General features: G+C 43.1%; 13 protein-coding genes. 6 read left to right on the top strand and 7 right to left on the bottom strand.

Translation table 11 applies throughout. The annotated features are described in order from the left end of the window. Positions 1 to 79: 79 nt before the first annotated feature. The 3 genes from tgt (at position 80) to DN068_RS20505 (ending at position 4,897) form a co-directional block, all read left to right on the top strand. Complete coding sequence (gene tgt, locus DN068_RS20515; RefSeq protein WP_111000816.1) at positions 80 to 1,210, top strand: tRNA guanosine(34) transglycosylase Tgt; 1,131 nt, start codon at positions 80 to 82, stop codon at positions 1,208 to 1,210. Between the two features lie 157 nt (positions 1,211 to 1,367). Next, a complete protein-coding gene (locus tag DN068_RS20510) occupies positions 1,368 to 2,444 on the top strand; it encodes an LptF/LptG family permease (RefSeq protein ID WP_111000815.1) in 1,077 nt (358 codons plus the stop codon). A 245-nt stretch (positions 2,445 to 2,689) separates the two neighbouring features. Then, positions 2,690 to 4,897 carry a M43 family zinc metalloprotease gene (locus DN068_RS20505; RefSeq protein WP_111000814.1) on the top strand — a complete coding sequence of 736 codons (2,208 nt, stop codon included), beginning with the start codon at positions 2,690 to 2,692 and terminating at the stop codon, positions 4,895 to 4,897. 117 nt (positions 4,898 to 5,014) lie between these two features. Here the strand turns inward: DN068_RS20505 and DN068_RS20500 are convergent, their stop codons facing one another. From DN068_RS20500 to DN068_RS20490, 3 genes are read right to left on the bottom strand one after another with little or no spacing between them, the layout of a single operon-like run. Next, on the bottom strand, positions 5,015 to 5,950 hold the full coding sequence (locus DN068_RS20500) for a hypothetical protein (RefSeq protein ID WP_111000813.1): 936 nt from the start codon (positions 5,948 to 5,950) through the stop codon (positions 5,015 to 5,017). Next, complete coding sequence (locus DN068_RS20495; protein WP_111000812.1) at positions 5,934 to 6,422, bottom strand: hypothetical protein; 489 nt, start codon at positions 6,420 to 6,422, stop codon at positions 5,934 to 5,936. Before DN068_RS20495 ends, DN068_RS20500 begins: the two co-directional genes overlap by 17 nt. A gap of 41 nt (positions 6,423 to 6,463) precedes the next feature. Next, positions 6,464 to 6,919 (bottom strand): hypothetical protein, encoded by a 456-nt coding sequence (locus tag DN068_RS20490; RefSeq protein WP_111000811.1) that lies wholly within the window; start codon positions 6,917 to 6,919, stop codon positions 6,464 to 6,466. A 207-nt stretch (positions 6,920 to 7,126) separates the two neighbouring features. On the opposite strand from DN068_RS20490, the gene DN068_RS20485 reads away from it, so the two are divergent. The 3 genes from DN068_RS20485 to DN068_RS20470 all read left to right on the top strand — a co-directional run bounded on the left by DN068_RS20485 (position 7,127) and on the right by DN068_RS20470 (position 10,133). Then, a complete protein-coding gene (locus DN068_RS20485) occupies positions 7,127 to 8,446 on the top strand; it encodes a citrate (Si)-synthase, eukaryotic (RefSeq protein WP_111000810.1) in 1,320 nt (439 codons plus the stop codon). 115 nt (positions 8,447 to 8,561) lie between these two features. Further along, entirely contained in the window at positions 8,562 to 9,536 is a 975-nt protein-coding gene (locus DN068_RS20480) for a deoxyhypusine synthase family protein (RefSeq protein ID WP_111000809.1), read from the top strand. 369 nt (positions 9,537 to 9,905) lie between these two features. Beyond that, positions 9,906 to 10,133 carry a hypothetical protein gene (locus DN068_RS20470; RefSeq protein ID WP_111000807.1) on the top strand — a complete coding sequence of 76 codons (228 nt, stop codon included), beginning with the start codon at positions 9,906 to 9,908 and terminating at the stop codon, positions 10,131 to 10,133. Positions 10,134 to 10,152: 19 nt separating this feature from the next. On the opposite strand, the gene DN068_RS20465 is transcribed toward DN068_RS20470, so the two are convergent. The 4 genes from DN068_RS20465 to DN068_RS20450 form a co-directional block, all read right to left on the bottom strand. Next, positions 10,153 to 10,512 carry a hypothetical protein gene (locus DN068_RS20465; protein ID WP_111000806.1) on the bottom strand — a complete coding sequence of 120 codons (360 nt, stop codon included), beginning with the start codon at positions 10,510 to 10,512 and terminating at the stop codon, positions 10,153 to 10,155. Positions 10,513 to 10,660: 148 nt separating this feature from the next. Next, on the bottom strand, positions 10,661 to 11,215 hold the full coding sequence (locus DN068_RS20460) for a Uma2 family endonuclease (RefSeq protein ID WP_111000805.1): 555 nt from the start codon (positions 11,213 to 11,215) through the stop codon (positions 10,661 to 10,663). A 90-nt stretch (positions 11,216 to 11,305) separates the two neighbouring features. Next, positions 11,306 to 11,860: a Uma2 family endonuclease gene (locus DN068_RS20455; RefSeq protein WP_111000804.1), complete on the bottom strand. Its 555-nt coding sequence runs from the start codon at positions 11,858 to 11,860 to the stop codon at positions 11,306 to 11,308. Between the two features lie 23 nt (positions 11,861 to 11,883). Then, the gene (locus DN068_RS20450; RefSeq protein ID WP_111000803.1) at positions 11,884 to 12,552 is read right to left on the bottom strand and encodes a hypothetical protein; all 669 of its coding nucleotides are present in this window, start codon (positions 12,550 to 12,552) and stop codon (positions 11,884 to 11,886) included. Positions 12,553 to 12,637: the final 85 nt, after the last annotated feature.

Raw genomic sequence — 12,637 nt, 5'->3', positions numbered from 1 at the left:
ACGTAAACATTGTCAATCACTGATTTATTATTTATTCTAAGGATAATATATCTCCCTGAATGACGTTTTGAAAGGAACAATGGAATTTCAACTTTTAGCTGCCGACAGCGGTTCCAAAGCAAGGGCCGGAATCATTACCACCGATCACGGACAGATCGAAACCCCGATTTTTATGCCGGTAGGCACCGTCGGTAGTGTAAAAGCTGTGAACCAGCAACAACTGAAAGAGGAAATCAAAGCACAGATCATCCTCGGCAACACTTATCATTTATACCTGCGTCCCGGAACGGAGATTCTGGAGGAAGCAGGCGGCTTACATAAATTTAACGGCTGGGACCGGCCTATTCTGACGGATAGTGGCGGTTATCAGGTATTTTCTTTGTCGAACAACCGTAAACTCACTGAAGAAGGCGCGATGTTTCAATCTCATATTGATGGCTCGCGACATTTGTTTACGCCAGAGCGCGTGATGGATATTCAGCGGAGTATCGGCGCCGATATTATTATGGCTTTTGATGAATGCCCGCCGTATCCTTCGGAATATCTGTATGCTAAAAACTCGATGGAGCTGACACATCGCTGGCTGGCACGTTGTATTCAGCGTCTGGGCGAAACAGAACCTAAATATGGTTATCGTCAGACTTTGTTCCCAATTGTGCAAGGCAGCACCTATAAAGACTTGCGTAAAGCGTCAGCGGAATTTGTAGCTGCAGCAGAATGTGAAGGTAACGCCATTGGCGGTTTGTCTGTAGGTGAACCAGAAGAAATGATGTACGAAATGTGTGCGCTCTGCTGTGAATATTTGCCAGAAAGCAAACCGCGTTATCTGATGGGCGTAGGCACTCCGTGGAATATTCTGGAAAACATTTCACTGGGCGTTGACATGTTTGACTGCGTGATGCCAACCCGCAATGGCCGCAACGGCATGCTGTTTACGTCTAAAGGTGTGGTGAATATCAAAAACAAGAAATGGGCAAATGATTTTACGCCGATCGATGATGGTATTGACTGTTATACCAGCAATTTTTACACTAAAGCGTACCTGCGTCATCTATTCGTAGCCAGCGAAATCCTGGCATTGGAGATTGCAAGCATTCATAACCTTGCATTTTATCTTCATCTCGTAAAACAGGCCCGTGAGCATATCATTGCCGGCGATTACAATCAATGGAAAAATGAAATGATACCGATTCTGAAACAGAGATGCTAAGTTTTGTATAAAATGGAAAGTATCAGATAGAAAGCTGTTATTTTTGAAAATGGAAACGGGCAACTCGTATCGTGCAGTTTGCTTCGTGCCTCGCAATGATGTAACGAGGGGACTCAATTGACACCTCACAACTCACTATTAGTTTTTGACTTAACCCATGATCAAGAAACTTGACTGGTATATTATAAAGAAGTTCCTCGGTACTTTCTTCTTTGCCATCATCATACTGGCGGTTATCTCCTGTGTGATCGACTATTCGGAGAAGGTAGATGATTTCGTGAAACATAAGGCACCGTTTCTGGCGGTTTTGAATTATTTCAAAAACTTTATGCCTTACATCGTTTCGCTGCTCTACCCGCTTTTCATATTTATCGCATCCATATTTTTTACGTCAAAACTGGCCTATAAATCGGAGATCATTGCGATACTGGCGAGCGGCGTTTCATTCCAGCGTTTTCTTCGGCCCTATATTATCGGCAGTGCATTTTTGGGCGTAATGGCTTTGTTATGTAGCCACTGGATTGTGCCTGCGGCTAATAAGCAACGCCTTAATTTTGAAGATCTCTACGTACATGAGCACGTAAATACTGCAGACCGGAACGTGCATCTGCGGCTGACGCCAGGGTTATACGTATATATGCAGAACTACGATTACAATGCCAATCGCGGCTATCGTTTTTCGGCAGAAAAAATTGACGGCATTTTACTGAAAGAAAAAGTAATGGCGGAAACAGCCAGTTACGACAGTGTAAAAAAACAATGGCATCTTTATAATGTGACAACCCGCACCAACGACGGTTTGCATGAACAGTTGAAGTATGCTACCGAAATGACTCAGGCATATGCCTTCACACCGAAAGACCTTAAAGTAAACGATGATATCATGCAGGCCATGACGACGCCTCAGTTGCTGGATCATATTGAACTGCTGAAAACCCGCGGTGCAGAAACGCTGAATTTCTATTACGTAGAGCTGCATAAGCGTACTTCACAAGCATTTGCCGGTTTTATCCTTACCATGATCGGCGCCTGTATCGCCAGTCGTAAAATACGCGGTGGTAGCGGGTTTCACCTTGCATTAGGTATTGTGATCAGTGCTGTATATATCATGCTGATGCAATTCTCTACAACCTTTTCTACTAAGGCCGGTCTGAATCCGCTTATTGCGGTATGGATTCCGAACATTCTGGCCGGAATTCTGGCATTTTATCTCTACAGAAAACAAATCAAGTAATTGATTTATTTATAATAAGGATAAAATTGACTTTGGAACTTGTCAATCCAATGTCAATTTTATTTTTTTATTACTACAGATTTAATATTTCAAAAGGTGTACCAACATTGAAATAAGGGCATTAACTCTATTTAACTTATTTATAACATAATATAGAGTTCATAAAAATTCATTTCCAACCTCATTCATCCCTAATTTTAGAAATCGCTCTTAGATTTTTCATTATTTCACCATTCAACTAATCGATGAAAAAAGTCATCTTACCGCTGTGCATCCTTTTAGGCGCGGCGACAACCGGTTCCGCGCAAAAAGCTTGTGGCACCGACATCCTTTTTCAGGAACAGTTAAAAGCACATCCCGAAATCGGAATTTACCAGCAACAGATTGAGCAGGCCATTGCACAAGGCCTTCAGCAGATGAACATCAGCAAGTTTGCACGTACAACCGGTGGTGCTGATACAACAACTTACGATATTCCGATTGTGATTCACGTGGTGCATGACTACGGAAATGAATACCTGAAAGATGACGACATCTTTAATGCTGTTAGTTATTGGGCAGACGTATACATGAAGCGGAACGCCGACACTTCAGATGTTATCCAACCGTTCAAACAATATGTAGGCAACGCAAAAATCCGTCTGCATCTTGCTACTAAAGATCCGAACGGCAATCCTACAAAAGGTATCACACACGAGCATTCTTATCTCACTACAAATGCTTCGGATGTTGCGAAAATCGGCAGATGGCCAAACACTTCCTATCTCAATATATGGTTTATTAATACTTTCTCTTCACAAATGGCTGGCGCGGCGGCTTATGCTTACTACCCGTCCTCAGCGCAATACTATCCTTATTACGATGGTGTAATTGGACTCTTCAATTATCTGAATTACGACAAAGCAATTCCGCACGAAATTGGTCACTGTCTGGAGCTGCAACACGTTTGGGGTAACAACAACCAGCCAGGCCAGCAATGTGGCGACGATGGCGTAGATGATACACCACCAACGAAAGGACATATGCCGGGTTGTACCACAGCTGCACTATATGATACAAGTTGTTCTATCGGTTATCAGAAATCGTATACCGACGCAATTACCGGCAGCAGCTATATCATCAACTATCCTGATACCAATAATTCGCAGAACATCATGGACTATACTTATTGCCAGAAGATGTTTACGATTGGTCAGGTACAGCGCATGAGAACCGCATTGACAAGCACCATTGCCGGACGTAACAATTTGTATACCGCCAGCAACCTTGCAGCTACCGGAGCATTGGCTGCTCGTCCGGATCTTGCGCCGATCGCTGATTTTTCTGTAGAGAAAGGTGTTGTAGGTGGTTCTTTCACCACACCCGAGCGTCTCTATTTTGCCGCGGCTAATTCAAATATCGCTTTCTCGTTTAAAAATCGCAGTTGGAACGATACGGTTGCTACAGGGGACTGGACATTCAGCAACGGGGCAACTCCTGCTACCGCCAGCAGTCTCTCAGTTGTAAACGTGAAATTCTCACAACCGGGCTGGGCAACAATTGCACTTACCGCAGGTTCTAATGCAGGTTCAAATACTATAACGAAGAAAATGTTCATCGCGGACTCTGTTGGCACAGCAGCATGGGGCTATATGCAGAACTTCGCTTCTGCTGCCGATATGGCAAACTGGCCAATGTTTAACTACTTCGATAATACTTTCGCCTGGGAAGCATTTACCGGCGCTGGTTATGACGATAATGGATCTATACGCTACCGCTCTTTCGACAACAGAACAGATATATATGCCGGCAATCCGGATGGCGACCATGATGATGTTTTTACTCCGGCATTTAGCCTGGCTGATTGGGGCACTGGTTCTTTGAATCTTAGTTTTTACACTGCCGGTAGCTATAAAAGTAGTGGCAGCAATGATTCATTAGAGATTGCCTATAGTATCAATGGCGGCAGATCATGGACTACATTTAGCTCACTGGGCGGCACTACCCTGGCCAATAACGGTTATAAAAACACAGAATTCGTTCCTGGCAGCAGCAGCAACTGGGCAGCACAGACTATTGCGGTTCCAGCTGCGGCGCGTACCACACAGGTTTTCTTCCGCTTCCGCTATTTGCCTAAATCAGGTGGTAACGACTTCTATATGGATAAATTCTCCATTACTCCATATGCTACAGAAGTAGCTGAAGTGGCAACACATCATGATCAGGTTAAAATTTACCCTAACCCGACTAAAGGTGCATTCAACATGGCCTTTACAACAGGTAACGATGGTAAAGTTGCTTATGCAGTACGTGATCTGAGTGGTAAAACTATCTATACGGCGCAACAGACTTATGCACCGAATTCAGTTGTAGAACAGGCGATCCCGGGCAATATTTTCCCTGCTTCCGGGTTCTATCTGGTAACGATTACTATTGCTGATAAAACAAGTACACAAAAACTGATCGTTCAGTAATTTGAATGTTCTGATAAAATGAAAGCGCAGACCAAACGGTCTGCGCTTTTTTTGTGTTCCTTAGTCCTCCGAATGACGCTTGTATTTTCCAACGAAATCAGAAAACAATCAGATATTTTACATCATCCAGAATCTTACCCAAACGCCCGCTACCAGCAAACCTGCAATGATGCACACTAATATGGTTTTATTCTTTTCCACTTTAAAATAATGAGTCATTTTAGGGGCAGCGATCAGTATCAATGGTGCCAGATTACAAATCACCAGCATGAGAATCGTCTGGATCATGTACTGGCCGGATATTGTGGCACGATAACGCCCCATGACATTGAGCACCGAAAGTAAGGTGCTTACGGAGCCGTAGACAAAGAAGCCAAACAACAGGTACCAACCTGTAACGTTTTTACGGGCAAACAATACCATACCTGCAATCAATGTTCCCAATAAAAGCACCGAAAAGCCAATATTAAACCCGCCGCCGTAAAATTTTCCCTTGATCATGTTGATCAGATCCCAAAGAATCATGAGGACAGTGATACAAATAATGATGGCATGTGTCTCCTTCGGAAATAAATTTTCCGCTTCGGCTTCTTCTTCATCAGGAAATACTGAAGAATCGCTCCCCCAGCGCTGTTCTTTCGGCAGCGGCCGATAGCTAAAAAGCAAAGCACTCACCAGCGCACCTATTGCAAATGGCACTGCTAAAATGAAGAAATCGGTGTCCAAACGCCCATCGGATGAAATTCCCAAAACATCAATACTGACAACCGTGGCGCCAGCTGCGTAAAGGCCAAGTACCGCTTTAATCTTAGTCGTGCTGTCCCAGCGCTGATACAGCCTGATAGCAATAAAATGGTATAGTATCGTTGCGGGTATTGATAATGCCAGACAGGCAACAGCAGCTATCGCAGAAACTACTACCATGTCACTATCATTCAGGGCAAATCGTCCGGTATGTCCGCTTTCGTCTGCAGCGAGCATGACACCGAATGCAAAACCGCCTATAATTGCGGTGAGTAGCCATACGAAGATGGTTTTAGAAATGTTTTTCATTTGGGGATTTTTGAAAATTGTGTTTGGGGAATGAGTTCGCGGAATGGTTCTGTTCTAAATTCTGATGGGAAGAACGATAACTGAAAAAACAGGAAGCTACAGAAAAGCTGATGGCATAGGGCGAAGTCAAAATGGCGAGCGCATCATTCACATAACCTCCCGTACCAACGCTCACGATAAAGACGCTCGCAAATACAGACACCAGCGCATACAACGCAAGCACTGTTTTTATTTTCAACGTATTGTTCCACCGTTCAAACAATCGGATAGCCAGGAAATGAAAAATAATTGTCGCCGGGATCAATAAAATAAGACATGCGACAACGGCAATTCCGGAAACCATAACTATTTGCCCACCATCCAGGGAAAACCTGCTGTGGTGTATGGAGCCATCAATTTTCAGCAGAAATCCGAAAAGAATACTTCCGATAAGAGCAGTAAGAATCCAGATTCGAATAGTGTTATGCTTCATTAAATTTTGTTTGATTTTGGAAGTTTGTCATCCAATGAAATTTATTCCGGGTAATTGGTCGCAGCAATTTTTGTTTCTGTTTTCGGTGCCAACGGATAATAGTGGAAAATTTGTGCGGTAAATAAACCTGCGACGGCATAAGCCAAAACAGGAAGCGTGCATGCCTCCGGTGAATCTCCGGAAACAATACTTATAAACCAATAACTGGGAAATGGAACAACGAACCCATAAAACGCCAGCACGGCTTTTACTTTAACTATATTCGGCTGGCGACGATATAATCTCACCGCCAGAAAATGGTAAATAACTATTGCTGGAACAGATGTTATCAGGCAAACTATTCCCCCAACAAGGGCAAGAGACAGAATTCCCGCGATATCAGTTCCGACGCGCACATTGTGCCTTAAGTCGTCGACGCAAGAGCCAAACCCAAGAAAAGTACTGCCCAAAAGCGCCGTAAGCAGCCATACAAGAATAGTTTTATAAACATTCTTCATTTCCTAAAAGTAATATTCAGGTTAAATTAATGTTGTTAAAACTTGACTCTTATAATCAAAACATTATATCTATACAGTTTATAGAACAATCCTAAAAAGCAATCGTATAATTTATAAGTTAGACTAACCTTATAAGCTCAGTTTTATTACCTTTGCGAGGACTGAATTTTAGATTAATCCATCCCCGCAATTTAATGCACTAAACATATGGGCTACGTAAAAGACCGGTTTAAAGAGATTGCCGATATTCAATCTCAGGAAATCAAAAATCTGATTGCACAACATGGAGAAACAAAAGTAGGCGACGTAACGCTTGCTCAGGTTTACCAGGGTATGCGCGGCATCACAGGCCTCGTTACCGAAACTTCCCTGCTTGACTCCAATGAAGGTATCCGTTTCCGTGGTTTCTCTATTCCTGAACTGAGAGACAGACTTCCAAAAGCTGAAGGCGGAAATGAGCCGCTGCCGGAAGGTTTGTTTTACCTGATGCTGACAGGCCAGGTGCCAACTCAAGAAGATGTTGAACACATCTCTGCAACATGGGCCCGTCGTTCTCACGTTCCGAATCATGTTTTTGATGTTATTGAATCTTTCCCTGTATCATCTCACCCAATGACTCAGTTCTGTGCTGCTATCCTTGCACTGCAAACTGAATCTAAATTTGCCAAAGCTTACGAAGAAGGTATCAGCAAAAAACAATATTGGGATTTCGTTTACGAAGACTCAATGACGTTGATTGCTCGCCTGCCGCGTATCGCAGCATATATCTACCGTCGCAAATACAAAAACGGCGAACATATCCAACCTGACGGTATGCTCGACTGGAGTGCAAACTTCGCACACATGCTCGGTTTCAACGATGATGGCTTCAAAGAACTGATGCGTTTGTACCTGACGATTCACGCTGATCACGAAGGTGGTAACGTGTCTGCTCATGCTACTCACCTCGTAGGTTCTGCACTGAGCGATCCTTATTTGTCTTTTACTGCCGGTATGACTGGTCTTGCAGGTCCGCTGCACGGTCTGGCTAACCAGGAAGTGATCCGCTGGATCGAAGAACTCCAGAAAGAACTGGGTACTGACCGTCCGACTAAAGAACAGATCGCACAATATATTAAGGATACACTGGCTGCCGGTAAAGTAGTTCCGGGTTACGGTCACGCTGTACTGCGCAAAACAGATCCACGCTTTACTGCACAGATGGAATTTGCGAAAAAACATTGTCCGGATGATGCCACTGTACAAACAGTATGGAATGTTTACGAAGTAGCTCCTGCTATTCTCGAAAGCACTGGCAAAATCAAAAATCCATGGCCTAACGTGGATGCACACTCTGGTTCTTTGCTGAAACACTACGGTCTGGTAGAAGAAGATTTCTATACAGTACTGTTCGGTGTTAGCCGTGCACTCGGTGTACTGGCGAGCCTCTGCTGGGATCGCGCACTCGGTTTCCCGATCGAGCGTCCGAAATCAATTACTACAGAATGGGCAAAACAATTCGTTGCTAAAAACGAGCCAGTAGCTTAATTCGCTACTTGTCTTTTTATAAGTTTCAAAATGAAAAAGCAAGCAGTAGCAATACTGCCTGCTTTTTCCATAAATAGGAATATATCACTCAATCAATAAAAATTTCATTCACAATATGAACAAGGGTCCTGTTTCGCAATTCATCGAACACAATTATCGCCACTTTAACGCTGCTGCCCTGATGGACGCTGCGAAAGGTTATGAAACACATTTGCTGGAAGGCGGTAAAATGCTCGTATCACTCGCTGGTGCTATGAGTACCGCTGAGCTGGGTATTTCTCTGGCTGAAATGATCCGTCAGGATAAAATTCATATCATTTCTTGTACAGGCGCAAACCTGGAAGAAGATGTAATGAACCTGGTTGCTCACAAAAGCTACAAACGCGTACCTAACTACCGCGATCTGACACCACAGGAAGAATGGGATCTGCTGGAAAACCACTACAACCGCGTTACAGATACTTGTATTCCGGAAGAAGAAGCTTTCCGCCGTTTGCAGAAACACCTCGTTGATGTATGGAATGAAGCTAATGCGAAAGGTGAACGTATGTTCCCGCACGAATTTTTATATAAAGTAGTACTGAGCGGTGTTCTGGAACAGTATTATGAAATCGATCCTAAAGACAGCTGGATCGTTGCTGCTGCTGAGAAAAATATTCCGATTGTAGTACCAGGATGGGAAGATAGCACTACCGGTAACATCTTTGCAAGCTATGTAATCAAAGGTGAATTGCCTGCGACGCTGGTGAAAAACGGTATCGAATACATGGTTTGGCTGGCTGACTGGTACCGCAACAATTCTGGCGGTAAAGGTGTTGGTTTCTTCCAGATCGGTGGCGGTATCGCTGGTGACTTCCCAATCTGCGTAGTTCCGATGATGTACCAGGATCTGGAATGGCATGATGTTCCGTTCTGGAGCTATTTCTGTCAGATCAGTGATTCTACGACTTCTTACGGTTCTTACTCTGGTGCGGTTCCAAACGAAAAAATTACCTGGGGTAAACTGGATATCAACACGCCGAAATTCATCGTGGAAAGTGATGCAACGATCGTTGCGCCATTGATCTTTGCGTGGTTGCTGGGACAGTAGGTGAATGGTGAATCGTCATAGTCAATGAGGTCAAACGTCAATTATGCGAGTGTTTGCTTCGTCTCCGCTCAGCCTGACAAACAAGAGTAACAATAACAACAATAAATTGCCAAACGGCGCAGTAAAATTTACTGCGCCGTTTTTTTGTTTAATAGAATTGCCTGCGATGAAAGGAGCGTCGCAACGAAGCTTAATAGCAATAACCCCTGATGGTAACAAAAAGGATTTAGAAACCCGATGGATAGTTACACAGTTTGCTGAGAAAAACGGATAACGGTCAATTGTAAGTGATAACACGGACAGATGAGTTTATTTCCCTAAATTTATAATAGTATCAAATTTTCAGGCTCTCAAACAAAATCTGACTTTATGGAAACAATCAATCTTCAGTTAGTGATCGATGGTGTGCCTTATGCTGTAAAAGCTACTCCTTACAATTTCAACAGCGAAAAACGTTTTAAAGTACACTACGACGGAGACGAATATATTTTCGCCTATGACTCTCAAATGAGCCGTTACACCACAATCGGCGACGGCGCCGAAAACATGCCGGACCGGGTTGAATCCGAAATTGCCGGCAAACTGGGAAATCATTAATAAAAAGGGAAATCTCCCGCTACAAATTCCTGAATAAATTTTGTGCAAGCCTGCCCACCAAAGGGACAGGCTTTTGTTCGTTATTAATAGCGGACCATGCACCCATCATCCAGAGTATCAGTAATAAGACGGCCAGTATGATGACGACGCTGTTTGGAATATAATGCCATAATGCAAGCAAACTCAGGATGTTGAGGAAAAACGCCAGGATATGTAGCAATAAAGTCTGCCGGAGATGAAATGCAGAAAAGGAATTTCTACTGCCGCGGTACAGAAGAAAATAGGCAGTCAGCCAGCCAAGCATAGTGATATAGCTGACCAATGCAGCGGTACGTGGATTATCAGGCGAACCGAGATATGCATTTTCATCGGATTCCATAATACAAATTTACGAAATATGCCATTAGTACCGTGCCAGCGAAGCCTGCGTCCCACAATTGAAAAAACAATGACAGCTGGACGACTTCGAGTCCTCTGTTATTGCAGGTTCGCGATATAACAGCTAGGTAACTTTGTTGCAACCGCGCTTATTGCCAGATTTCCGAGAAATTGATATCGGCAGTGCAAGCTTCCGGAAAATTGAAATGATGTTGAAAGTCTTTTGCCGAAGCTGCTTCACTATAAATGCCATCCCGCAATTCATAAACATTCACTTCTTCAGACTCAGGATCTACGATCAGATAGTATGGGATACCTTGTTTCTGGTAGCATTCAAATTTATAGAGCCGATCTTTAGAAGCAGTTGATGGTGACAAAATTTCAACTACAAGTGAAGGTGCAAAATCAAGATATTGTTTTGTGATTTCACCGCAGACGATTAGCATGTCGGGTTGCAGAACTGTTTCGTCTGAAATTTTATAATCGATAGGACCGTAGACGGTACATACGTCACATTTTTTCAGAAACATGCGAAATTCAGCCTGGAGATTAGCTGAAATACGTTGATGTTTCGGTTGAGGTGCAGGACTCATCGCAAAGGGAATTCCATTAATCAATTCCCAATTGCCTTCCCAATTTTTATAATCATCGTATGTATACCTTGGTACCATCTTCGTTGCACCCATTTCCCGAAAGTACTGCATTTTTATCGATCCGGGCAAATCCCTTACTTCGGGTTCTCTGTTATTGCAGGTTCGCGATATAACAGCTAGGTAACTTTGTTGCAACCGCGCTTATTGCCAGATTTCCGAGAAATTGATATCGGCAGTGCAAGCTTCCGGAAAATTGAAATGATGTTGAAAGTCTTTTGCCGAAGCCGCTTCACTATAAATGCCATCCCGCAATTCATAAACATTCACTTCTTCAGACTCCGGATCTACGATCAGATAGTATGGGATACCTTGTTTCTGGTAGCATTCATATTTATAGAGCCGATCTTTAGAAGCAGTCGATGGTGACAAAATTTCAACTACAAGTGAAGGTGCAAAATCAAGATATTGTTTTGTGATTTCATCGCAGACGATTAGCATATCGGGTTGCAGCACTGTTTCGTCTGAAATTTTATAATCGATAGGACCGTAGACAACGCAAGATTTACATTGACTTAAAGCATTATCGAAAATAGTAGATAATCGCACCGAAATACGCTGATGTTTTGGTTGAGGTGCAGGACTCATCGCAAAGGGAATTCCATTAATCAATTCCCAATTGCCTTCCCAATTTTTATAATCATCGTATGTATACCTTGGTATCATTTTCGTTGCACCCATTTCCCGAAAGTACTCCATTTTTATCGATCCGGGCAAATCCCTTAATGCCTATACGAAAAGATGCACATCTGAAAACCAAGATTAAACGTAAAGGTTGTGAGGCTTGCGTTCATTTTATAGCCTTGTATCTCGCCACTCTTATTTTGGTTACCAAACGCACCTGCCAATTGGAACCCAAGCAATAAATTGCAAGATTTTGCAACTCGAATATTCATCCCCATTCCCGTATAAGCACCCACTCCTACTGCATGATAATTTTGCGTTGTGGGGTCGGAAACTGTAGGTCCCAGCGGACCTTCTCTGTTGCCAGTAAAGTTTGCTTTTTGAAGAAAGTACAGCGATAAACCGCCGTAGAAATCAATTTTTACACGACTCGGCTTTCTTGAAAAGATGAAACGTACACCGAGTGGCATTCGCCAATAATATAGCTTTTGTGTGCCTAAAAGATGGTCACCGTAGCGGAGATCAAAATTGAAATTAGTGTGCAGTGCTCCTGTCGTGATTCCCCAAAAGTCTTTCACCATAAAGGTACCGGTGAAACCAAGCTCGCTATGACCGTTTATGGTTGTACCGGCTTTGGTAGCGTTGTTGTTAAGATCGTTGGCAAATCCCCCATTGGCTTGCATGCCTAAATAAAGTCCTTTGTCTTGTGCGTCGGTAAATGTTACGGAGAAGAAGAAAACGAGGGTAAGTACAATTCGTTGATACATGGGTTTGGTTTATTACAACACGGATGCTTAACCGAAAACCCCTATTTATTTATCAGCAGGCATGAAAAATACAAAAAAAATGCTA

Origin of the sequence: Taibaiella soli (assembly GCF_003236175.1) — a bacterium.
Taxonomy (GTDB): Bacteria; Bacteroidota; Bacteroidia; order Chitinophagales; family Chitinophagaceae; genus QKTW01.
The sequence above is the reverse complement of the archived record's forward strand: the minus strand, read 5'-3'. Positions and strand labels throughout refer to the sequence as shown.

Bases quoted from the DNA above. Each gene is read 5' to 3' on its own strand.
- DN068_RS20490 (WP_111000811.1), bottom strand. From the start codon at position 6,919: ATGAAGAATGTTTATAAAACTATTCTTGTATGGCTGCTTACGGCGCTT.
- DN068_RS20465 (WP_111000806.1), bottom strand. From the start codon at position 10,512: ATGGAATCCGATGAAAATGCATATCTCGGTTCGCCTGATAATCCACGT.
- DN068_RS20485 (WP_111000810.1), top strand. From the start codon at position 7,127: ATGGGCTACGTAAAAGACCGGTTTAAAGAGATTGCCGATATTCAATCT.
- DN068_RS20450 (WP_111000803.1), bottom strand. From the start codon at position 12,552: ATGTATCAACGAATTGTACTTACCCTCGTTTTCTTCTTCTCCGTAACA.
- DN068_RS20455 (WP_111000804.1), bottom strand. From the start codon at position 11,860: ATGGAGTACTTTCGGGAAATGGGTGCAACGAAAATGATACCAAGGTAT.
- DN068_RS20510 (WP_111000815.1), top strand. From the start codon at position 1,368: ATGATCAAGAAACTTGACTGGTATATTATAAAGAAGTTCCTCGGTACT.
- DN068_RS20480 (WP_111000809.1), top strand. From the start codon at position 8,562: ATGAACAAGGGTCCTGTTTCGCAATTCATCGAACACAATTATCGCCAC.
- DN068_RS20460 (WP_111000805.1), bottom strand. From the start codon at position 11,215: ATGCAGTACTTTCGGGAAATGGGTGCAACGAAGATGGTACCAAGGTAT.
- tgt (WP_111000816.1), top strand. From the start codon at position 80: ATGGAATTTCAACTTTTAGCTGCCGACAGCGGTTCCAAAGCAAGGGCC.
- DN068_RS20505 (WP_111000814.1), top strand. From the start codon at position 2,690: ATGAAAAAAGTCATCTTACCGCTGTGCATCCTTTTAGGCGCGGCGACA.
- DN068_RS20470 (WP_111000807.1), top strand. From the start codon at position 9,906: ATGGAAACAATCAATCTTCAGTTAGTGATCGATGGTGTGCCTTATGCT.
- DN068_RS20495 (WP_111000812.1), bottom strand. From the start codon at position 6,422: ATGAAGCATAACACTATTCGAATCTGGATTCTTACTGCTCTTATCGGA.
- DN068_RS20500 (WP_111000813.1), bottom strand. From the start codon at position 5,950: ATGAAAAACATTTCTAAAACCATCTTCGTATGGCTACTCACCGCAATT.